The 21038-nt window shown below is 58.6% G+C and carries 17 protein-coding genes, 1 tRNA gene and 1 riboswitch; of the genes, 5 read left to right on the top strand and 13 right to left on the bottom strand.

What is annotated here, in order from left to right:
• Positions 1-789 precede the first annotated feature (789 nt).
• Together BJ928_RS20565 and BJ928_RS20555 are read left to right on the top strand one after the other, a co-directional pair.
• Positions 790-993 (top strand): DUF1127 domain-containing protein, encoded by a 204-nt coding sequence (locus BJ928_RS20565; protein ID WP_047633890.1) that lies wholly within the window; start codon positions 790-792, stop codon positions 991-993.
• A gap of 301 nt (positions 994-1294) precedes the next feature.
• Positions 1295-2314 carry a GlxA family transcriptional regulator gene (locus tag BJ928_RS20555; protein ID WP_348628236.1) on the top strand — a complete coding sequence of 340 codons (1020 nt, stop codon included), beginning with the start codon at positions 1295-1297 and terminating at the stop codon, positions 2312-2314.
• A gap of 40 nt (positions 2315-2354) precedes the next feature.
• Here the strand turns inward: BJ928_RS20555 and BJ928_RS20550 are convergent, their stop codons facing one another.
• The 8 genes from BJ928_RS20550 to BJ928_RS20515 form a co-directional block, all read right to left on the bottom strand.
• The gene (locus tag BJ928_RS20550) at positions 2355-3686 is read right to left on the bottom strand and encodes a diguanylate cyclase (protein WP_047633887.1); all 1332 of its coding nucleotides are present in this window, start codon (positions 3684-3686) and stop codon (positions 2355-2357) included.
• A 194-nt stretch (positions 3687-3880) separates the two neighbouring features.
• Positions 3881-4702, bottom strand: coding sequence for a response regulator (locus BJ928_RS20545; RefSeq protein WP_047633886.1), 822 nt, complete (start codon positions 4700-4702; stop codon positions 3881-3883).
• A 157-nt stretch (positions 4703-4859) separates the two neighbouring features.
• Positions 4860-7454: a mechanosensitive ion channel family protein gene (locus BJ928_RS20540; RefSeq protein WP_047633885.1), complete on the bottom strand. Its 2595-nt coding sequence runs from the start codon at positions 7452-7454 to the stop codon at positions 4860-4862.
• A 281-nt stretch (positions 7455-7735) separates the two neighbouring features.
• Positions 7736-8752: an iron ABC transporter permease gene (locus BJ928_RS20535; RefSeq protein ID WP_047633884.1), complete on the bottom strand. Its 1017-nt coding sequence runs from the start codon at positions 8750-8752 to the stop codon at positions 7736-7738.
• A 62-nt stretch (positions 8753-8814) separates the two neighbouring features.
• Positions 8815-9774, bottom strand: a complete 960-nt coding sequence (locus tag BJ928_RS20530; RefSeq protein ID WP_047633882.1) for an ABC transporter substrate-binding protein — start codon at positions 9772-9774, stop codon at positions 8815-8817.
• 20 nt (positions 9775-9794) lie between these two features.
• On the bottom strand, positions 9795-10574 hold the full coding sequence (locus BJ928_RS20525; protein ID WP_047633881.1) for an ABC transporter ATP-binding protein: 780 nt from the start codon (positions 10572-10574) through the stop codon (positions 9795-9797).
• Between the two features lie 9 nt (positions 10575-10583).
• On the bottom strand, positions 10584-10997 hold the full coding sequence (locus BJ928_RS20520; protein WP_047633880.1) for a DUF1636 domain-containing protein: 414 nt from the start codon (positions 10995-10997) through the stop codon (positions 10584-10586).
• A 107-nt stretch (positions 10998-11104) separates the two neighbouring features.
• A riboswitch (cobalamin riboswitch) is annotated at positions 11105-11322 on the bottom strand.
• A gap of 190 nt (positions 11323-11512) precedes the next feature.
• Positions 11513-12928, bottom strand: coding sequence for an FAD/NAD(P)-binding protein (locus tag BJ928_RS20515; protein ID WP_047633879.1), 1416 nt, complete (start codon positions 12926-12928; stop codon positions 11513-11515).
• Between the two features lie 714 nt (positions 12929-13642).
• Between BJ928_RS20515 and BJ928_RS20510 the strand changes: the two genes are divergently transcribed.
• The gene (locus BJ928_RS20510; protein ID WP_047633877.1) at positions 13643-14860 is read left to right on the top strand and encodes an SfnB family sulfur acquisition oxidoreductase; all 1218 of its coding nucleotides are present in this window, start codon (positions 13643-13645) and stop codon (positions 14858-14860) included.
• A gap of 22 nt (positions 14861-14882) precedes the next feature.
• On the opposite strand, the gene BJ928_RS20505 is transcribed toward BJ928_RS20510, so the two are convergent.
• From BJ928_RS20505 to BJ928_RS20495, 3 genes are all read right to left on the bottom strand, one after another.
• A complete protein-coding gene (locus tag BJ928_RS20505) occupies positions 14883-15350 on the bottom strand; it encodes an Rrf2 family transcriptional regulator (protein ID WP_047633876.1) in 468 nt (155 codons plus the stop codon).
• Between the two features lie 206 nt (positions 15351-15556).
• On the bottom strand, positions 15557-17017 hold the full coding sequence (locus BJ928_RS20500) for an FAD/NAD(P)-binding protein (RefSeq protein WP_047633875.1): 1461 nt from the start codon (positions 17015-17017) through the stop codon (positions 15557-15559).
• 524 nt (positions 17018-17541) lie between these two features.
• Entirely contained in the window at positions 17542-18279 is a 738-nt protein-coding gene (locus BJ928_RS20495; protein ID WP_052227823.1) for an aminoglycoside adenylyltransferase domain-containing protein, read from the bottom strand.
• 642 nt (positions 18280-18921) lie between these two features.
• On the opposite strand from BJ928_RS20495, the gene BJ928_RS20490 reads away from it, so the two are divergent.
• Together BJ928_RS20490 and BJ928_RS20485 are read left to right on the top strand one after the other, a co-directional pair.
• Complete coding sequence (locus BJ928_RS20490) at positions 18922-19218, top strand: hypothetical protein (RefSeq protein ID WP_052227820.1); 297 nt, start codon at positions 18922-18924, stop codon at positions 19216-19218.
• A gap of 246 nt (positions 19219-19464) precedes the next feature.
• The gene (locus BJ928_RS20485) at positions 19465-19653 is read left to right on the top strand and encodes a hypothetical protein (protein ID WP_047633874.1); all 189 of its coding nucleotides are present in this window, start codon (positions 19465-19467) and stop codon (positions 19651-19653) included.
• 237 nt (positions 19654-19890) lie between these two features.
• Here BJ928_RS20485 and BJ928_RS20480 read toward each other — a convergent pair.
• Both BJ928_RS20480 and BJ928_RS20475 read right to left on the bottom strand, forming a co-directional pair.
• A tRNA-Lys gene (locus BJ928_RS20480) sits at positions 19891-19966 on the bottom strand.
• Positions 19967-20090: 124 nt separating this feature from the next.
• Complete coding sequence (locus BJ928_RS20475) at positions 20091-21008, bottom strand: PhzF family phenazine biosynthesis protein (protein WP_047633910.1); 918 nt, start codon at positions 21006-21008, stop codon at positions 20091-20093.
• Between the last annotated feature and the right edge of the window lie 30 nt (positions 21009-21038).

The raw sequence follows: 21038 nt of genomic DNA, 5'->3' as shown, positions 1-21038 counted from the left end.
CACCAGGCCAAAGCGGCTTAAATCAACCCGCAAACTGAGCCGGAAACTCCATTCTTCCAGAGCCCAAAAAGTCTCAAATCATTCGACGACGGACAGGATGAGGTAGAGGCCCATACCCACGTTTCACGATCGACCATCCAACGGGTCGAGCGAGGACGCGCGGGGGTGCTGAATTCTGCGGTCGAACTGCAGAAATTCTATCAGAACAGCGGCATCGAGTTTCTCCCACCGAGCAACGGAGCCGGTTGGGGGCTCATCAACAATAACGCAGTTGGTGATGACTTTCGGCTCAACAAGCTGGAGAGTGTGATGGTGCGCAATCGGTCAGTCCAAAAACAAGGCGAGTAATGCGGCCCACTTGGTTCTGAAGTCCACTCGACCATATCTAGCCGGACTTTGCGTTTGCCCTTCGCTTCAGAACTCGCAATTCGAAGTCGCGTTCTCTTGTTTGAAGTCCCAAATTTCTGGGTCGAGACATCGTCGAAAGCGAATTGCGCGACCAATTCAAAACGCTCGCGATGTTGCTGAAATTCCTGGCAGCTCAGAAAATTGTCGATTCTAAAGTCGCAATAAGGTCGAGATAAAGTCGTTTTCTCTGGGTTTCCGAGTTTCATTTAATTGGCGCGGACACCCTGTCCGCACATGAACGAAAGCCTGGCAAGCTGCTTTCGTTCAAGAATACTAATGGCAACTATAAGATCTATTCGTTTGATTGATGAGCCGCCGGGGTCCATATTTACACTCAATAGACGTGACATTTTGAACGCTTGACACGGAAAGGAACTGAAAATGACGACGATCAGTTATAGACAATCCGGCACGCGGAACCCGTTTCCGTCCGGCAGCAGCTACATGCCCTTCTTTTCTCGCCTTGCCCATCGCTGGCAGCAGTGGCGTTCGCTTCGCGAGCTTGAATCTCTGTCCGACGACATGCGCAAGGATCTGGGTTGGCCGGCCGCGAACGAAATCAAGAATCCGAAGGCTACCCGATGATAGCCAGTGACCATAAAAACTGAAGGCGACACTCAATCTCAGCGTGTGTCGCCTTTTGAACATTTCTCATCCTGACATGCATTGCCTATAATCTTGAGAATTATCTCCATATATATTTAGCTGCTTGAGCCTATTGCTCGCCGCTCCTCCGCTTCCCTTCTCCAGAGCCACATTTTTTATGGTCAGCGCAAATATCCCTTTGCGGCCGCGATTATCCATGCCAATGTCGCTAATAGACCATCGAGCCGACGTATTTGACGCAAGGAATACGTAACGGCCCTGGAGCATGGATTTTCACAATATGAGCAAGATTCCGATCAAGACGCGTTCCCTGGTTTTCTTCCTTGTTCCGCATTTCACCATGCTGCCGTTTTCCGCCGCGATCGAGACGCTGCGGATTGCCAACCGCATGCTCGGCTACCCCGCCTACACATGGCGGCTTGCCTCGACGGACGGGCAGAAAGTCTACTCCTCCAGCGGCATCGGGTTGGAGGTCAACTCGTCCCTCACCGACGAGCGCCGCTATCTTGGCGGCGAGAACCGCCCGAACATGGTGCTGGTCTGTTCCGGCATCTATGTCGAAGAGTTCCACAACAAGTCCGTCAATGCCTGGCTGCGCGAGACCTACAATCGCGGCGTCGCTGTCGGCAGCCTCTGTACGGGCGCGCATGTGCTTGCCCAGGCAGGATTGCTGAATGGCAAGCGCTGTGCGATCCACTGGGAGAACCTGCCGGGCTTCTCGGAAACCTTCCCGCAGGCGGAAGTCTATGCCGATCTCTACGAGGTCGACAGCAATCTCTACACCTGCGCCGGCGGCACCGCCTCGCTCGACATGATGCTGAACCTGATCGGCCAGGACTTTGGCGAAAACCTCGTCAACCGCGTCTGCGAGCAGCAGCTGACCGACCGCGTTCGCAGCCCGCATGACCGCCAGCGCCTGCCGCTGCGCGCCCGTCTCGGCGTGCAGAACTCCAAGGTCCTGTCGATCATCGAGCTGATGGAAAGCAACCTCGCCGAGCCGCTGTCGCTGCTGGAAATCGCCGACGATGCCGGCCTGTCGCGCCGGCAGATCGAGCGCCTGTTCCGGCAGGAAATGGGCCGCTCCCCCGCCCGCTATTACCTCGAAATCCGTCTGGACCGCGCCCGGCATCTGCTGGTGCAATCCTCCATGCCGGTGGTGGAAGTGGCTGTCGCCTGCGGCTTCGTCTCCGCCTCGCATTTCTCCAAGTGTTATCGCGAACTCTACAATCGTTCGCCGCAGCAGGAACGCGCCGAGCGCAAGCTGACCATGTCGACCAACCGCACCGGCATCGTCGTCTGAGAGCGTCGGAAATCAAGACGGATAGAGCATTACAGGCGGCCTACTGGGCCGCCTCTTGCGTCATCTTGAAATCGGAATAGACCTGATTGCGGCCATTGTGCTTGGCCATGTAGAGGAACTGGTCGGCGGCGTTGAGGTAATTGTCGAAGGATTCATATCCGACGATCTCCGCCACGCCGATGGAAACGGTCACCGACAGCTCCTCATCGTCGGCATGAACCTTCAGGCTGGCAAGGCTGAGGCGGACCTCATCGCAAAGCGCAGTCGCAGCACGCGAGTTCATCTCAGCAAAAAGAATAGCGAATTCCTCCCCGCCAAGCCGGGAAAGCAGGTTGTCGGTGCCTTCCAGTAGCCCATGCAGCCTGCCAGCGACAGCCTTCAGCACATGATCGCCGATCTCGTGCCCATAGGTGTCGTTCAGGTTCTTGAAGTGATCGATATCGAGAATGGCGACCGAGCTCGGCCGCTGACGGCGCAGGCACTCGTTGACCAGACGCGGACCATGATCGAAAAAGTAGCGCCGGTTATAAAGCCCGGTCAGATAGTCGCTTGCCGCTGCCGCCCGCAATTGTTTCAGCTGCGACAATGTCTCGACATTCAATGCGATGCGGCACTGCAGCTCCTCCGGAACGAAGGGGCGATAAATGAAATCGCTGGCTCCCGCTTTCAGGAATGTCGCAGACAGCAAACGATCGTTCGAAGACGAAATGCCGATAATTCGCATCCGATCGGAGCCGTAGCGATGCCGAATGCGACGAGTCAGCTCATGGCCGTTCATGTCGGGCATATTGTAGTCGGTGACGACGATCTCGATATCGTCGAATGTCTCGAGCATCGCCAGAGCTTCGATACCCGTGCCGGCTTCGGCGACCTTAAACTGCTGGGCATGCAACAGATCCGTCAGCATCTTTCGAGCCGAAGGCACATCATCCACAACCAGAACGCGCGTCGAGCGATTGGCAATGGCGCGCCTGACGGAAGAGACGAGATTGTCGAGCGCGAACTCGCCATCCTTCAGCACATAATCGACGACGCTGCGCTCCATGATGCGATTGCGCGTCGCCATATCGAACGATGCCGTAAAGACGATGGTGGGAATGTCGTGAGCGACAGCAACATCCAAGGCTTCGCCATGCGCGGCATCGGGAAGGTTAAGGTCGATCACCGCCAGGGTGAAGCCGCGCCCGGCATCCGCCAGCGCCTCATTCAGCATTTTCAGCGAGGAGCAATGGGTGACGGCAAGTCCGAGCTCGGTTTCGAACCGATGCGATAGCACGGCCGAAAACATGCGAGAATCCTCGACCAGAAGTATTTTCTGGTTGCCATTGCGATGGCCGACGCCGCCGCTGAGAGATCCCACATGCAGTACCATTTCCCTTCAATTCCTTCCACACCGTCAGGCGCACGAATTTCAGTCAATCGCAGGTCTGCCAACCGTCTTCTTTGTTATCCTGAACAGGATTCGTGAAAAAATTGGAACCGCTGATTGCGGAGATTTACATAAAAATGATTTTCCCTCACATTTTTCCGGGATTGCCATGCACGATCGTACGCCGACGACAGCTTTTAGCCGATTGGTCGAGCTGACTGGATCTGCAACAACGTGTCGAGGTTTTGATTTACGCGGCAGTAGAATTCCTCGTCGATGAACGGCCGCAGGATGAAATCATTGCCTCCGGCTTTCAGGAAGCGCGCCGAAAGCAGCCGGTTATTGGATGAGGAAACGCCGATGATACGCAACTGATGCGACCCGGTCGTCGAACGGATACGCCGCGTCAGCTCGAAGCCATCCATGTCCGGCATGTTGTAGTCCGTGACCATAAGGCCGATATCCGGGCTGGTCTTCAGGATTTCGAGTGCCTTGGCACCATTCTCCGCAACGCTGACGCGGAAATTGTAGCGTTTCAGCCGGCTTGACAGCAAAGCGCGCGCCGTCGCGCTGTCGTCGACGATGAGAACGTGGTGACGGTGGTTTGTGAGAAACCGGCAGATCGATTCCGCCAGCATATCCACGGCAAATACATTGTCCTTGAGAATGTAGTCGACCACATCCTTGGCGATCAGCTCGTCGCGCGTACCCTCGAGAAAGGTGCCGGTGAAGGCGATCGTCGGAATGCTGAGGTCGAGAAGATAGGCCAGGGCTTCACCTTTTTCGGCCCCCGGCAGGTTCATGTTCGAGATTGCGAGCTTAATGGGCTCCGAGGATTTGTCGTAAGCGAGCTGCAACTCATCGAAACTGCGGCAGATCTCGACGTCGATATCCAGAAGCTCTTTCAGCTTCGCCCGAACCATCGAGGTGAAAAGATTGGAATCCTCTACGAGAAGAATACGCGAGCCGGCAAGAGACGCACCGGAGTATTGCATCCCCGAAACACCCAGAAATGGCATAATTGAAACCTGTTTTTGAAAATGATCCCCTCTGTATTTTTTTAGAACAAAGCCTTTGCGTATTTGTTAAGCCGGCTGGTTTCCCGGAGATGAAGAAAATCGCGTGAACTGCGCCTTTCCGGATGCGCCGTGCTTCAGCCGGCTCAGCCGCGGATCGTTACTCCGCAGCGGTCCTGCCGCGACGGCGGCCGAGCGTCTTTGGCTCCGGCGCCTTGTCCTCTGTCGGCAGGGCACGAGCTTCCGTCATGTCATCCTCAACTTCAGGCCCGTCGGCGGAATCCGTCAATGCATCGGCGGCAATATCCGATGCCCTGCCCCTTCTGCCATCGCGAACGATATGCAGTTCCTGATGCGGATAGGGAATGGAGATGCCCTCTTCCTTGAAGCGCTTCAGGATTTCGATGCGAAGACTGTTGCGGATTTCCATACCGTCGGAAAGATCGGACAGATAGAAGCGCATTTCAAAATCGAGCGAGGACGGGCCGAAGCGTAGGAATTCGACATGCGGCTCCGGATTTCTGAGAACTTTCGGGATCGAGCGCACCAACTCCAACAGGATATCCATGACCTTGCGCGGATCGGCATCGTAGCTGACGGAAACCGGGATCTCGGAACGGGCAAGCCTGTTGCGATGCGTCCAGTTACCGACCGAAGCGTTGATGAGCTCCGAATTCGGTACGATGATCGACTGCTTGCGGAAGGTCTCGATCTCGGTCGCGCGCACCGAGATGCGCTTGACGATGCCTTCCGACGTGCCCGACACGATCCAGTCACCAACCTTGAACGGCCGCTCGACCAGAAGGATCAGGCCGGACACGAAGTTCGATACGATATTCTGCAGGCCGAAACCGATACCGACCGACAAGGCGCTGGCGACAAGCGCCAGGCTCGACAAATCGATGCCCGCGGCCGAGATGGCGATGATCGACGCGACCGCAATACCGAGATAGCCGATACCCGTCTTCACCGAGTTGCGGACGCCGAGATCCACCTGGCCGCGCGCCATGACATTGCTGTCGAGCCAGCGCTGGAACCAGCGCGTCACCAGATAGCCGCCGGCAAAGAGCAGAATGCCGACGCAGATGCCGAGCAGCGAGATCGATATGTTGCCGATCTTGATTTCGGTAAACAGCCTGTAGGCGATCAGTTCCAGATCCTGAATATGGAATCCCCAGGACAACAGGATCAGGGGAATGCCCGTCAGGAGGGCGACGGCATAGGTCGCAAGCCCCGCTGCAAGCCCACCCTGGTCAAGGGCGACCTCGCCGAGCTGGAAGCGATTTTCCAGAAACCGCCCGATGATCGTCTCGGCAAAAACCCCTTGCTTGGATACGGCCTTGCCGAGCTGGAAGCCGAGATACATGGTCGCCACGACCGCGCTCGTCACGATCATCTGCGTTGCCATGAAGCGCGCAAGTCCGACGTAGCCGATGAACGAGATGAAGATCACCGATATGCCGAGAATGCGAAGAATGATCGCCATGCCATGCGGCCACCGCCGGCCCGGCGCATCCGGATCGCCATTCTTGGCCAGCATCGGCGAACCGAAGGAAGCTGCAATCAGAATGAAGCCGATCAACAGCGCCGCGAGAAAGCTCTTCGCCACGGTCACGACAATCGGCGAGCCCATGGACTCGCTGATGCGGTCGAAAACATAGTCCAAGCCGTTGACCACGGCCATGGCCTGTAGGCACCAGGTCAGCGAATGCGCCCCCTTGTTCGACAGCTTGACCAGGCGCCAATGCGGCCGGAACGGCGCGAAGACGGCGTTGCTGAGGCGGCCGACGAAATAGACGAGGCCGATGAAACCGAAGAGCGCCGCCAATATCGGCGCGATGTCGGGCCGCAGCACGTTGAAATTGGAGAGGAAGAAGAAGGATGTGACGAGAAAAGCCGCCAATGACAGCGTCCGGATCAAGGTCGACCAGAAGGCGACGGAGAGCCGGCTGATATAGGGCGGATCTTCGACGGCCTCGTCCTGCACATAGTAGCGGCGGAAGAGCCGATACCCACCGGAGAGAAATATCAGCGCCGCTCCGATCGACAGGCAGACGGCAGCCAGGAGCGATGCAAGCTTGGCTTTCAATACGAAGCCGATCCAGCTCGTCACCGCACTGCTGAACTTGACGCCTTCGTCGAGGAGGGCCGCCCCCGCATCGTCGAATGTCGTGGCGGAAATTTCCGTCCGCTTGAACAGCGTCTCGGTAAACAGCTTTCGGCGCGCCTCGATGAACTGCATCGACAATCGATTGGTCTCCGCCGTCAGATTGTCCGCATCGAGGATGACAGCGCTGATCTGCGAGCGCTCGGCATTGAGCCTATCGCGCTCCTGCGTGACGATCGGAGCCTCTGGCGGCTGGCCTTCCTTGGGGGCCGCGCCGAGCTGCGTCAGGCGCGCATCGATCTCGGTGGTACGGGGTTTCAGGCGCGCGGAAATTGCAGCAACCGTCCGGTTGAGATCATCGACCTGGCCGGATAGCGCCACAAGCGTTTCATCATCCAATGTCGCCTGCTTGGCTGCGTCCCGTAGCGACGTATAGGCCTTCTTCGCCTTGCCGAGATCGGCAACGGCCGCGTCCAGCAGCCCGTTTGCCAGCTGCGTGGGCTGCTGATCGGTTTGCTGTGAAGCCTGGGCCGGCTGCTGATCCTGCGCAAAGGCATGCCCGCCCGCCAGCGGATTAACGGCCGCAAAAATACCCAATGCCAGCAGCAAAAGGGGCAGCAGAAGAAGACGAGATTTCAGCGGGCGCAAGCAAAGCTCCTCGTTGCACGTAAAGTCGCAGGCAGTGGATGACCGAAATCGCCGCAAAATGGAGAGCCGAGTCGTCCTATAGTGTGATTGCGAATTCCATAGTCTTTACGCGTAAGCCTTGTAAGACAAAGAAAGGCGACACAAAGGCATTCTAACTGCTTATCCGGTCTCAAACCTTACGCGAAACCGGGCATCGCTCGCCCTCACCCGAAGACGACATGTAGGACCGGTCATTGCCCGCCCGGAAATAGGCCAGGAAGACGCCTTGGCAATGGGTGGATCTATGCGCGCCCGCTTCGCAGGATCAGGATGAACGCTATCCCCCCGACCAACCCGGTGACGACGCCGATCGGCATGTCCTCCGGCGCCATGATCAGCCGCGCGACGATATCGGCCCAAATCAGCGCCAGCGCGCCGAAAGCGGCACTCAGCGGCACGACGCGCACATTGTCGCCGCCGACGATCAGCCGCACGAAATGCGGAACCATCAATCCGACGAAACCGATGGCGCCCGAAAACGCGACCATGACGCCCGTCAGCAATGCCGTGACGACGAACAGCAGCAGACGGAACCGCACGACGGGAATTCCAAGCGTGACAGCCGTTTCATCGCCCATCGCAAGCGCATTGAGTTCCCTCGTCTTCGGCAGAAGCAAGGCGAGGCAAAGCAGCAGAATGCCGGCTGGATAGATCAGGTGCTGCCACTGCGCCAGTCCCAACCCGCCCAGCATCCAGAAGACAACGGTATTGGCCGCTCTCGGATCGCCCAGAAAGATCAGGAGGTTACCGAGTGCGGTGAAGACGAAGGCGACCGCCACGCCCGACAGGACGAGCCGATCGGCCGAATGCGATCGTGTCAGGCGCGTCGTCAACCCCACGGCCGCGGTCGCGAGCAACGCGCCCGTGAAGGCGAACAACGGCACCGTCAGCAGACCGAGGATCAACCCGGTATGCAATAGCGCCAGAATGGCGCCGAACGCCGCCCCGGAGGATACGCCAAGAAGATGCGGGTCCGCCAATGGGTTTCGCGTCAGCGCCTGCAGGACGGCACCAGTGATGGCAAGCCCCGCCCCGACGAGCGCCGCCAGCACGACGCGCGGGAAGCGGACATCCCAGACGATGCTTTCCTGGCCGCTGGACCACGTGACCGGAAAGCTGCCTGCATGCAGCTTGTTGCCGACGATCGACCAGACGGTGGAAAATGGAATGGAGGCCGAGCCGAACGACACCCCGGCGGTAATCGACAGGATGAAGCCCGCGGCAAGCAGGAGGATCAGAATGGAGAGGTTGAGGCGCATATTTGGATCTTGAGGAAGAGATCCGCCCGATGATCGACCGGACGGATCTGCATTGCCGACATTTACAGCGCGCTCGGATGAAACGCCTTGGCCAGCGTGGCGATGGCCTCGATATTACGCGGCCCCGGCGTCGCCTCGACATAAGGCAGCACGACGAAACGGTCGTTCTTCACCGCATCGATGTTCTTGAAGGCCGGATTGCCCTTGAGAAAGGCGATTTTCTGCGCAGCGGTCACCTGGCCATAATCGACGATAACGATCACTTCCGGGTTCTTCTCGATGACCGGCTCCCAGGAGACTTCCGTCCAGCTCTTCTCGACGTCATCCATGACGTTGACGCCGCCTGCCGCCTCTATCATCGCGGTCGGAATGCCGTAGCGGCCCGAAGTGAACGGCTTTTCCTCGCCGGAATCATAAACGAAGACGCGGGTTGGCTTGTCGACATGGCCGATCTTCGCCTGAATCTCGGCAAGCTGCTTGCGATAGCCGGAAACGAGCGCTTCCGCCCTGTCCTCAACGCGGAAAATCTTGCCGAGGTTGAGGAGATCCACGAACATATCGTCCATGGTCGGCTTGTTCTTCTGCATGACGAAGATGCAGGATTCCGTCAGCTCATAGACCTTGATGCCGAGGGGAGCCAGGGTTTCCGGCGTCACCTCGCCACCCACCTTCATGCCGTAATTCCAGCCGGCAAAGAAGAAATCCGCATTGGCACCGAGCAGCACCTCCTTGCTCGGATATTTCGGCGACAGCTCCGGCAGCTCTTTCACGCCTTCGCGCAGCTTCTCGTCCAGCGTCTTCCAGCCGGAAACGCCGGTATAGCCGACCATACGATCCTGAAGCTTCAGCGCCAGCATCATTTCCGTGAGGTTGACATCATTCGAGATGGCGCGCTCGGGCGCCTTGTCGAAAGTCACGTCGCGATTGCAGCTGCGCACCGTGACGGGTTCGGCCAGCGCCGCGCCCGCGAGCAAGCTTCCGAGAAGCAAGACTGCTGCAGAAGAGGATATGCGAGAAAACATGAATGACTCCAATGATCTAACTATCGAAGAGAGAATGAAAATCGTTGCGGGCCGTTATCGGTGCGATGCAGGCGGGCGCCGACACGGAATGCGTTCGATACGTGCTCGACGGTCAGGACTTCGGCCGGTTCGCCCTGCCCCGTGAGCCGGCCGCAATCCATAACGGCGACCTGTGTCGCGAAGTCTGCTGCAAGGTTGATGTCGTGCAGCGTCGTGACGATCGTCGGCCCCAGCCCCTTGAGCAGTTCCAGAATTTCGAGCTGGTGCCGGATATCGAGGTGATTGGTCGGCTCGTCGAGGATGATGAGTTCCGGCTCCTGGGCTAAGGCGCGTGCGATCAATGCCCGCTGCTTTTCGCCGCCTGAGAGTGACGCGAATTGCCTCAGCGCCAGAGATTCCAGCTCCAGCCGCGCCAGGGCCCCGGTCGTCACGTCATGGTCGCGATCGTTCCAGCGCGCCATGCCCTTGCGATGCGGGATGCGCCCCATCAGCACCACATCGCGGACGCTGAACGGAAAGCTGTCAGGTGTTTCCTGCGGTACGACGGCGATGCGCTGCGCGACCTCTCGCGGGCCGATGGACCAAAGATCGACGCCGTCGAGGCGCACCGAACCGCGCTGCGGCTTGAGACCGCGATAAAGGCAGCGGAGCAAGGTTGATTTACCCGCCCCGTTCGGACCGATGATAGCCAGCCGGGCGCCGGCTTCGACGGACAATGTGATGCCGCTGATGATGGGCATGCCCTTCTGGGCTCCCCAGGTGACGCCATCGGCGTCCAATCGCGCGCTTCGTACGGACATCGTCGGCTCCTATTGCAACGGCGACGGCTGGTATTCGGCCGCAACGATGGCGGCGGGGATGCGCGCAAGCGTCTTGCCGCCGAGCGCGCTTGGGCGTTCGCTTTCGCGCGTGAGCCCGTCGGGTCGATCCTGATAAAGCCGAGCGAAGGCAACGAGGGCGCCGATATCGGTCGCGTCCTCGATGTCGCCGAAGAGATAGGTCGCTTTCGCCCTCGCCTGAAAGGCGACCGTGCATGGCCGCTCGCAGCCTGCCATGCAGACACTGCCCGAGAGGCTGAAATCGTCGGAAAGTGCTTCGCCTGCCTCGGACATGGCCGCTTGCAGGTGTTTCAAGAGATCGAGGCCGGGCCGGCACGGCCTGTCGACGTGGCGGCAATTCGTGCATACGGTGATCCGATGCATCGCCTCTTTTGCTTTGTCCATGAGATGCCTCCCGGAGATTTCGCCGGAGGCACAGTCAATAGAGGGCCGGCGCGCACAACGGCGCCTTCGCCCAACCACTGATTTTCCATCGGAACACCCCGTCCGTTGCAGTTGATATCCTCGATGGCAGGTCTCCTGGCTTACGGGTCACAGCCCGTTCGCGCCTTCCCGGCATAAAGCCAGTGGCGTGCTGCGAACGCGCTCTCCGCTTACAGTTGCGGGGGCAGCCACGGTCTTGGCCCCTGATGGGTAATCCGCACCGTGTTCCCTTTTCAGCCGCCATCGGGATCGATCCGCAGGCGGCACCATCGGGGCTATTCATCTCATAGAAAACAGGGGTGGGCAACGGCGATGTCATAAGTGATGTCGTTTGTCCTGAGGTCCGGTTGGGCAATAGGTTTCCGTTACGTTATTACATAACGGAAGACAAGAAAAATTTGCGCCCACGCGCCATCTCCGCTGCAAGGCGAAGCGCGTCGCGGCCTTGATCTTGGAGAGAAGACGTTGCGGAGCGGCTACATCGCCTTGCAATGCGGATGGAAGCGCTCCGCCACATCCTCGGCCGCGGCATAGGCCTGCGTTACGATCTCCGGTACGAGATCGATGTCAGGGAGGCTTCCAAGCCCCAGAGGACCGATGGCAAAGAGGCCCTCCGTCGCGTAGCCATTGACCTCGAGTCCGCCTGTCGCATCGACGGCGAGACCAAGACCCAATTCGTCCGGCACCGCAAGGCCGGCATCGATAAGGCTGCGCAGCAAAGGCGCATTCAGATCGGGCGCCTGGCATCGACAGTCGATCACATCGTCGGCATAGAGCTGCTCGGTCTCCTGCCGCCCTGCGGGCCGCAAAACCAGTCCGGTCGGCGTCCGCCGAATGAGATGACCACGCCGTAATTGCGTGTTGCCCTCGGCCATCTCCTGATTCAGACGAACATGCAGCGCTTCGGGCAACCGGTTGCGATGGCTGTCGTAAAGCGCCCGAAGATGGCGGTTGAACTGCTGCTTCTGGCCGGCCGGCAAGGAGCGCCACAGCGATCGCGCATGCTTGCGCAAACCATTCATGACGGATTGCCAGCTCTGGCCGCTCGCCTCCGCCTCCGCACAAGCCTTTCGGATGAAGCGAACGATTTCGCTGAGCTTTCCGGGCATCTCGTCGGCGGGGAAGACCGGGTCGGCATTGCTGCGCGTGTGGCTCTGCGGCAGGAACCCTCGCCGCGAAACGATGGTGATCTGCCCCGTATAGCCGCTCTCTCGCATCTGCAGCAGCCGGTCGACGACGCGCAGTCCGCTTCCGAGCAGGATCGTATGCGGTCGTGACACGAGACGACGAGCGCGCACGGCCGTCGGAACGGTCACAAGATCGCTTGCCTGCGTTTCCTGATCGGCAACGCCGTAGCCGGTCGCCAGCACCACCATATCGAATGGCGCATTGGCGGCGCCATCGCTTTCCACGACGAAGCGGCCACCGCGAACACGTCGGAGTGCGAAAACCGTCTCGCTGCTGACCTGCACGGCAACATCACGCCGCGAGGAGAAGGCTTCCGAAAAGCGCTGGTAGACATAGTCGCTGAAAATGCTCTTAGGCACGAAGATCTGCAGGAAGCCGGGTATTGCCGCCGGAACGGCACTACGGAAAGGCGCGTTGCTGGAAAGCCATTGATTGAAGTCGTCGGGATCGCCGGCGGAGACGGAAAGATCGCGAACGCGGCTGTTCAAGATTTCGCTGCTATGACCGGAGGCCAGTGCCTGACCACCACTGACGCTGGAATTGGGGTCGAAAAGCTGCAGATGGAAGGGAAAGCGCACCGTCTTCATCAGGGCGATGGCCATCATCATGCCGGAAAAACCACGACCGATCACGGCGATGCGCGGCATCGCATAGGGCTGCGCCGTCGCGTTCGTCCTCGCGGAAAAGAATCCCTGAACCGTCATATCAACTCCTGAGTCAAGAGGTGGTCGATCATGCCTTTCTTGGGGCTTGCTCACTCTACGGGCCCAGAAACACAAACTCCGATTTCTGGGACTCGGCAATCTCGGAACCGCGGCCGGCAGAATGCATGAAAGCGGCTTCAGTTCTCAATCTTCGCCGCGTGTCTTCAATCCGGAATCCTCTTCCGCAATCAAAGATGCGACAGGCAGGTCCAACTCCGATCCAACACCAGATGCCTGCAATCGGCCGCCGATGATTACTCTTCAAAAGCCATCCGGCGGCAGGATTATTGCCATTGTCTACTTATTTAGTCGTATATGAAAGCGCGAAAACGCGCCGCTAGCAAGTGCTTTCTTGGCGGGACGAAACCCGATCGATGACGTCGCGTCGCGACAGATGCCGGACTATCGGCTACCTCCCGGCCCTCCGCGCTCGCTTCTGCCGATGAAAAAGGGAAAACAAATCCTAGCCCTGGGGCCAGCCTGCAGAACCGCTTCCCGCATTGAAGGACGACCAAGGAGAGGTCGTGAGATTCCCTCTCCCGATGCGGGCCATGTCGGATTTGGAGCTTGCGCTTTCAGCCGCCCCCCCGCCAGGACGAAAGGCGGCACGCGAGCTGCCAGGAAAATCGATTGTGCGCCCCATTTATAGAAATTAAGATCGCAGCGATTTGCCGTGCCTGAGAAACGCATCTGGCGCTGGCCGAGGAGTAGTCAATGGGGACTGTTTCGCAGCTGCACGAACGCATCAGGCCGCCCGCGCATCGCGTTCAAAGCGAGGAGGAAGCGCTCGATATCGCGCGGTCGCTCGCCTTGGGTTTCGTACAGCAGGCAAGCGATCGCGATATCAACCGCATCCTGCCCTATGACGAGGTCGAAGCCCTCTCCCAGTCGGGCCTGCTCGGGATTTCCGTGCCTTCGGAACACGGCGGCATCGATATTTCGAACTGTGTTCTGGCCGAAGTCATTGCCATCCTCGCCGAAGCCGATCCTTCCATCGCTCAGATACTGCAGACGCATTTTCATGCGCTGGAAGCGATCAGGATCGGCGGCGGCGAGGATCAGCGGGCGTCCCTCTTCGAACGCGCCATCACTGGCGATCGTTTCGGCAGCGTTCTTTCCCCGCCCGCAGGGAACGGCGCGGATCAGGATTCCTTGCATCTGGCCGCGGACGGGCTCGGCTTTCGCCTCAACGGCCGGAGCTTGCCTTCCGCCAGTATTCTATTTTCCGACTGGATCGCGTTGTTCGTCCCCGACAAACGAAAGGGACTGATGGCGGCCGTCGTGTCCAGGAATACCGAGGGCATCCAGCTCATTGATGACTGGGATGGTTTTGGTCAGAGAACGTCCGGAAACGGCACGGCCATTCTGCATAATCTCTATCTCAACACCGAAACCGTGCTCCTGCACCGCGAGAGGCTGGCCGAACCCACAGTGATCGGCTGTGTGGACCAGCTCACGCGCGCCGGGATCAATCTCGGCATTGCCCGCGCCGCGCTGACGGCGACCATGGAATTCGTGCGAGCTCGCTCCCACTCGACAGACAATGACAGCGAGACGCGAACTCAGAGTGATCCGCTGATCGTCACAAGGATTGGCGAGGTTGCCATTCGCATCGAAGCCGCGACAGCCATGGTCGAGCGTGCCGGCGGCAAGATCGACGCCGCGCAGATCAATCGCACCGAAGATCACGTCATCGATGCCGTGCTCGCCGTTGCGGCGGCGCAGACGATTACGGCTGATATTGCGATGGAAGCAGCCGACACGCTCTTCGAACTTGCCGGCGCGGCTTCGGCGCGCATCGGGCTCAACCTCGACCGCCACTGGCGCAACGCCCGCATCCATACGCTGCACGAGCCCGCCCGTGGTAATTTCCACATCGTCGGCAACTATCACCTTAATGGTGTAAAGCCACCGAAGAGCTCATTGCCCTGATGGGGTCGGAGTCTGGAAAAGATCAGGCAGTGTGCGAAGTGCGCAGGTCTTCCCGTTCTGGACCTTCGAGATCGGCGCCACCGGAAACGAACTGTTCCAGCGACATGTTGTCGAGAATCTCGGCAATCGCGTCGCGCACCTCGGTCATGGAGCGCCGCACCTGACAGCGCTCCGGATCGGAACAGTCGTCACAGGCCTCATAGGCCGTGCGGCTGGCGCAGCGGATCGGCGCCAATGGGCCGTCCAGAGTGCGAATGACATGGCCGATGCGGATCTCCGATGCGGGGCGCGACAGCGAATAACCGCCACCCGGCCCCTTCTTCGAACGCAGAACGCCGGCATTTCGCAATTCGAGCAGGATAGTATCGAGAAACTTCTTCGGAATATTGTTGCGCAACGCGATATCGTTGATGAACGCGGTTTCCCCCGGGCCGAGGCGTGCGAGATCCACCAACGCCTTCAGTCCATACTTTCCTTTTTTCGTAAGCATCGCCGTCCGCTTTACTGCAAAGTCGATTGTTGAAAACCCGGCGTGGCTCGAAAGAGACTCAACCGGCCGGTCCTGTCAGCATGAGTTGCGGAAGTAACCCCGCAGCCCCCTACGAACAAGACAGTAACTCACAAATTGTATAGTTTATATGAGTAAATTTAGGCAATTGTATCGTCTAAGCAACGAATTTGCGGCTTTTCTTGGATTTAGGCGGCGCTACTGTCCAAATACGCCTTCCCTTGACCACGACAATGGTCTGTAATCGCGACCGTCAGCTGATCGGCCACCAGAACCGCATGCTCGATCACTTCAGGCAATCCCATCAATTCGCCAAAGGTGCCACGGGCAAGCGGCCCCGAGATAAACAGCGACGGGACGATCGTTCCGTCGACCGCAAGAGCCCGCGATTGCATGTCGCAGAAAAATCCTAACCGCGCAGGGTCCATCGCAAGATGCCCAGCCTTCGACATTTCCTCAATCCAGCGCTGTGATGTGAGAATGCCGCGATGCCCTGGACCGGTTGTGACGACGACCGCATCATATTGCCTTGCTACCGAACGTTCGGAGCGGCTGAGCCGCAGCGTGCAATCGATGACACCATCGGCAACGCCGATCGTCGCGACCGAAGCCGCCAGCACCTCAAGCCGACCGGCCGCAAGCGCCCGTTCGCTGACGGCCTCGACCTGCGGCGCGATGCGAAACCGGTGCACATCCCAGAACGGTCGCAAATGCCTGACAAGGCGGCGACGTTCCGCGACCGACAACGCACGCCAGATATGGCCACCTTGCGCCCTTACCTGATCGATAACCGCATGCCAGCTGCGGCCCTCTCCTTCAGCCTGACGAATAGCGGCGCGCACGCGATGCAGCAAGCCTAGCGCCGTCGTCGACGGCTGACTGGCGAAATCGCCAAACAACTCCTGCTTTACCGCCGCGTGACCGCGCGAGCGCTGGCCGCGTCGGGATATTGCTGTGACCGGTCCCTTGTGCCCCCTGAGTTCGAGCGAGGCGATAACGTCGGCCGAGGTCAGGCCGTTGCCGACGACAAGAACACGATCCTCGGCGCGGATGACCGCAAGCGCGTCCGGCCCGGTCGGATCGGCAACGAAGCGCTGATGCCCGGCAAGCGCATCCTGCAACGACTGCGGCGGCACAGGCGACGGATGGCTGGTAGCAATGACGAGAATATCCGCATCCACGCGCTGCCCTGCCGCACCGGTGACAACCCAGCGATTGCCCATCCTCTCAATGCGCCCGACATTTTGCCTGATATGCACGAGCCGCCCGTCCTCGATGGAAGGCCGGATCATGCTGTTGATGTAATTTCCAAAAACGGAGCGCCGCGGAAAGAGGCTGCCATTGGCGGCAACCGCCGCCTCATCGTCGGCGAGCGCATCCTTCGCCAGCAGCCAGCGTTGAAAATGTTCGAGGTCTTCTGGCAGCAGGCTCATCTTCGCCGCCGGCACATTGATGCGGTGAGCGGGATCCTGCGTGTCATAGGCAAGCCCTGCCCCCAGACGCTCCCGTGGCTCGAATATGAAGAGTTGGCCGACCCGTAAAGACCGTCTCTGCAGCAGATGGAAGGCAACCGCCGTCCCGGAAACGCCCCCACCGACAATGACGATGACAGGCAGATCATGCGCTTGATGGTCCGAGCCAACGGTCAATAGCCAACTCCCTCCTGATCGATCGCCACGCAAGCTCCGCGAACCTTGAGCAACCGCAATTATCATTAGCGATGATGATATACTCTATAAAATTTATTGACAACACGATCGCAGACCGCGCCGGCTTCCTTCACAATCCGCAAGCGGCCGACACGACGCTGATATGCCTTTGCAAACAAGCGGTTGTTTGTGCCTCGCACAACATTGTTTTTGCACCGCAGGATGTAAAAAACTTGGCATACGCCTTTTGGAGGAACATACTAGCGGTTGTTCTGGTTCGTGTTCTCTGTGGGAGGAGAAACTTCATGGAACTGCTTCGTCTGCTCACCGCCTTCGACTATGCGCTGATGCTGATTCTGGCCGCCATCTTTGTGTTCAGCGTCATGGAAGGCGGACATAAAAAGCACTGACAGCACGCTGTCGAAAGAATGATTATTTGCGTCACGCGAACATGCTGGGCGCCGTTTGAAATGCGCGACAAATCCGCCAATGCGGCCGGAGCGAATGTACGTGGGCGTAGTCGCCTATAGCAATCGTAAAATCTGCCGATGCAGATAGGTTGCCGCGTCGCGCGCCTCGCCCCGATAGGCATTCCGAGCAAGCTCTAACAGCGCTCGCGTCGAATGTTCAGGCAAACGCGATATGACCCAATCGGCAGCCGCGTCCTTGGTGACAAATTCTCCTGTCTCAGCCGTTCTCCACATGCGCGCAAGTGTCAGCAGGACATTCCGCTCATCTCCGTGCAAATTGGCAAGCAAGGCTGGCAATGCCTCCCGCATGGCGCGCCCTATGTCCCGCAGCGGAATTTCAGCCAGAAGATCGTCAAGATCCGGCCCGAACAGCGGCTGGGACTGCTGCCGCGCCTGAGCCAGACCAAGCGTGATTTCAGGATCGCAAAGAGGCTCGGGAACTTCGCCGGCCTCGAAACTGTCGCGCAACCATTCGCCATAGACGAACTCGCTGCACGCCGGAAAGGCCGGCGCAGCGAGATGATCCTGCAGAAACACCATAAGTTCGATGCAGCGGGGAGCGCCGGATTTGATCGGATGACGACCGGAAACCTCCAGCAGACAAGAAAGCAGTCGCCTGCGCATAGAGCCGGTCATGGGATGATCGATGACAGCCAGAACATCCACATCGCTCTGCGACTGCAACCCGCCCGAAACCGCCGATCCGTGCAGATATACACCTCGAAGATGATCTCCGAAGATATTTTTGGCAATGACCAAGGCCGTCCGGGCCTCTACCGGAACTTCCGTCATTGCCAACCGCTTCGAACCGTCCATCGCCATCATGCGACCATAGCTGCAAAACCGCTCGTTTGCAGGCGCTTAAGCAGGGGCTCCGAGCCCGAGCTTGTGAGGAGAAACGACGCCATCATTCCAGCAATCCAGAGCATGGTGCAACGCCACATACTATCCCGAAAGTGAAAGGAGTCAGACGGCCGAAGATGAAAGTGGAACGCAGATATTTCAGCATAGGATTGCAGGAAATTGCATTCACTCTCAACGCCGAGTAACGCAACTGTTCCGCAAGCCTCGCACAAACAATCTCAAAGATACTCCCTTGAATTGAGAATAATCACCAAGAGAGGCGGATATACTTATGGGTTACGATTGGGATGGCATCAAGACGCGCCGGATGCGACGGCTGAAATATGGGCTTTCTTTCCTGCTTTTCACAATGTCCGTCACTGCGCCAACCATGTTCCTATTGCACCTCCGCTGAGCAGGCGTGGCTTTCCCGTTGATGGAACGGGCCCAAATCGCTTTGCGGAGAGCTCCATCGCGAGGCGGAATCCCGCGATCCCCATTTGAGCATCCCGGACCATTCTGCTGCGATGGGGAACCAAAGCTGGCCGCCGGTCGTTCCTAAGGGCGCTTTCCATTACAAAGGAGAACACGATGGCCGACGCCTCGCTGGACAAGGATATTAACGCTCAGATCGACGAACTCCGCAGTCAGATCGACAAGCTCTCTACCGAGCTGGCAAAGCGAATCGACAGCGCTTCGGAACGAGCCGACGAGGCCCTTTCTTCAGCAAGAACAAAGGTTGCAAGCATTGCGGACCATGCCCGCTCGGAAGGCCGCAACGTCGTCCAGGCAGCAAGGGAAAACCCGACGGCCACCGGTTCCGTCCTGGTCGTGACGGCTCTCCTCGGGGTGTTTGCCGGCCTTCTCCTGGGCAAGCTTTCGGACTGATCCAACCTCTCGTAAGCGAGATGGCAGCCACCTGTAACCCAATGGGCGGCACATCACAGCTGAGCCCGTCGTTCAGGTGACGGTGTTGGCCTGTTGGAGGCGTCAATCGTTTCGTAACCAGATCTCGAATTCGCCTTCCGTTCCCGCATCGAAATACGACAGGTGTCGTATGTCTCCGCAATGCCTATGCGCTTACGCCGAGGTTCGCGCGCCTGTTGCGCGTGGTTCGAACCCAGGAGAATAGCCATGAAACTTGTCATTGCCGCTCTAGCGTCGATCGCCTTTGCAGCACCGGCATTCGCTGCCTTGCCATCTGCGCCGCTTAGAGAAGCTGCCGTCAAGACCAAGCAATCCATTGAGCTGGTAAAAGGCCAGAACAGGAACAACGGCTTCGGAACCCAAAGCAAATCCAACCCGTATGGAAGATCGTCATAAGACGATTCCTGCAGCAATTGAGGGGCGGCTCAGGCCGCCCTTATCCGACATTGCTGCGTGCAACGGGGCCACTTCCATTCGAAGCTGGTCGGCGCCTGATATTCGCATCGGCGACGAACGCAATGGAACTGGTAGAAGAACGGAAAATGAATGGGAAACGGTTTGCAATTTGCAGAAAACCGCGCAGCCGAAAACCCTTGAGACGTTTCGAATTATCTAGCGTTATCAAGAGGTTTTTGGTGGGTGATGTAGGGCTCGAACCTACGACCCGCTGATTAAGAGTCAGCTGCTCTACCAACTGAGCTAATCACCCGCACCGCTTGCTGGCGGCGTGATCGGGCATATAAATAGGATCGGTTTGATTGTCCAGCGGCCAGATGAATTTTCTTTGTTTTTTTGTCAAAAAAATTTCAGAGGCCGCCGAAAACTCAATAAAATCAAAGCTCAAGAATTCCCGACGCAATACGCACAGCTTGGCCGCCGATACGGGCATTGGCGATCTGACCGCCATCGACGTCAAGGTGAAGATGAATCAGCGACGGCCGTCCCATCTCTATGCCCTGCTCGATGATAACAGGATGATGCCCATCCGGCAGCGCGTCAAACTGGTTGATCGCGCCCGACAGCGCCGCTACCGCGGAACCCGTCGCCGGGTCCTCGACAATACCCATTCCCACCGGAAACATGCGCGCATGAAACTTGGCGATATGATTGACGCCGCCGCGGCAATAGATGAAGGCCGAGGCAAGCGCGCCATCGACGAACGGCACCGTCTTTTCCCAGAGCTGCAGATCGAATTCCAGTCGCTCAGCCGCACCGACATCATGCACGGGCACCAGAAGGAACGGCACGCCGGCGCTCCAGATGGAGGGAACGTGATTCTCGAAGCCGATCTCGGTAATCTTCAGGCTGAGTGCATTGGCGATATCGGCCTTGTCGAGCGGCAACAGGATCTGCTGCGATTTCCTTGGCAGATCGAACTCGGCAAAGCTCGCCTTGTTCTGCCGCAGCTTGATGGCGCAGCGCACCGGCCCGACGCGCTCGTCGAGGACGGAAACGAGATCAAGATCGCCGCCATGGCTCGCATGGGCTTTCTCGGCCAAGGCGATCGCCGTGCCGACAGTCGGATGACCGGCAAAGGGCAGCTCACGGCCGGGCGTGAAAATACGCAGATTCGCGGTATGCGCCGGATTTTGCGGCGGCAGCACGAATACCGTCTCGGAAAGGTTCATCTCCCTGGCGATCGCCTGCATCGCCGCGTCGCTCAACCCCTCGGCGTCGAAGATGATCGCGAGGGGATTGCCCGCCAGTTTGCTGTCAGTGAACACATCATAGACACTATAGCTGCGCGCCAATCCGGCCTCCATCCATGCTTCCAGACTCAA

It is taken from the genome of Rhizobium sp. WW_1 (assembly GCF_003610155.1).
Classification (GTDB): domain Bacteria; phylum Pseudomonadota; class Alphaproteobacteria; order Rhizobiales; family Rhizobiaceae; genus Rhizobium; species Rhizobium tropici_A.
Note: the sequence above shows the minus strand (reverse complement) of the source record. Positions and strands in the feature narration are given on the sequence as shown.

What these genes read in the sequence shown, in the direction of transcription:
- BJ928_RS20565 (WP_047633890.1), top strand. Translation starts at nt 790, where the DNA reads ATGACGACGATCAGTTATAGACAATCCGGCACGCGGAACCCGTTTCCG.
- BJ928_RS20555 (WP_348628236.1), top strand. Translation starts at nt 1,295, where the DNA reads ATGAGCAAGATTCCGATCAAGACGCGTTCCCTGGTTTTCTTCCTTGTT.
- BJ928_RS20550 (WP_047633887.1), bottom strand. Translation starts at nt 3,686, where the DNA reads ATGGTACTGCATGTGGGATCTCTCAGCGGCGGCGTCGGCCATCGCAAT.
- BJ928_RS20545 (WP_047633886.1), bottom strand. Translation starts at nt 4,702, where the DNA reads ATGCCATTTCTGGGTGTTTCGGGGATGCAATACTCCGGTGCGTCTCTT.
- BJ928_RS20535 (WP_047633884.1), bottom strand. Translation starts at nt 8,752, where the DNA reads ATGCGCCTCAACCTCTCCATTCTGATCCTCCTGCTTGCCGCGGGCTTC.
- BJ928_RS20530 (WP_047633882.1), bottom strand. Translation starts at nt 9,774, where the DNA reads ATGTTTTCTCGCATATCCTCTTCTGCAGCAGTCTTGCTTCTCGGAAGC.
- BJ928_RS20525 (WP_047633881.1), bottom strand. Translation starts at nt 10,574, where the DNA reads ATGTCCGTACGAAGCGCGCGATTGGACGCCGATGGCGTCACCTGGGGA.
- BJ928_RS20520 (WP_047633880.1), bottom strand. Translation starts at nt 10,997, where the DNA reads ATGGACAAAGCAAAAGAGGCGATGCATCGGATCACCGTATGCACGAAT.
- BJ928_RS20515 (WP_047633879.1), bottom strand. Translation starts at nt 12,928, where the DNA reads ATGACGGTTCAGGGATTCTTTTCCGCGAGGACGAACGCGACGGCGCAG.
- BJ928_RS20510 (WP_047633877.1), top strand. Translation starts at nt 13,643, where the DNA reads ATGGGGACTGTTTCGCAGCTGCACGAACGCATCAGGCCGCCCGCGCAT.
- BJ928_RS20505 (WP_047633876.1), bottom strand. Translation starts at nt 15,350, where the DNA reads ATGCTTACGAAAAAAGGAAAGTATGGACTGAAGGCGTTGGTGGATCTC.
- BJ928_RS20495 (WP_052227823.1), bottom strand. Translation starts at nt 18,279, where the DNA reads ATGACGGAAGTTCCGGTAGAGGCCCGGACGGCCTTGGTCATTGCCAAA.
- BJ928_RS20490 (WP_052227820.1), top strand. Translation starts at nt 18,922, where the DNA reads ATGGCCGACGCCTCGCTGGACAAGGATATTAACGCTCAGATCGACGAA.
- BJ928_RS20485 (WP_047633874.1), top strand. Translation starts at nt 19,465, where the DNA reads ATGAAACTTGTCATTGCCGCTCTAGCGTCGATCGCCTTTGCAGCACCG.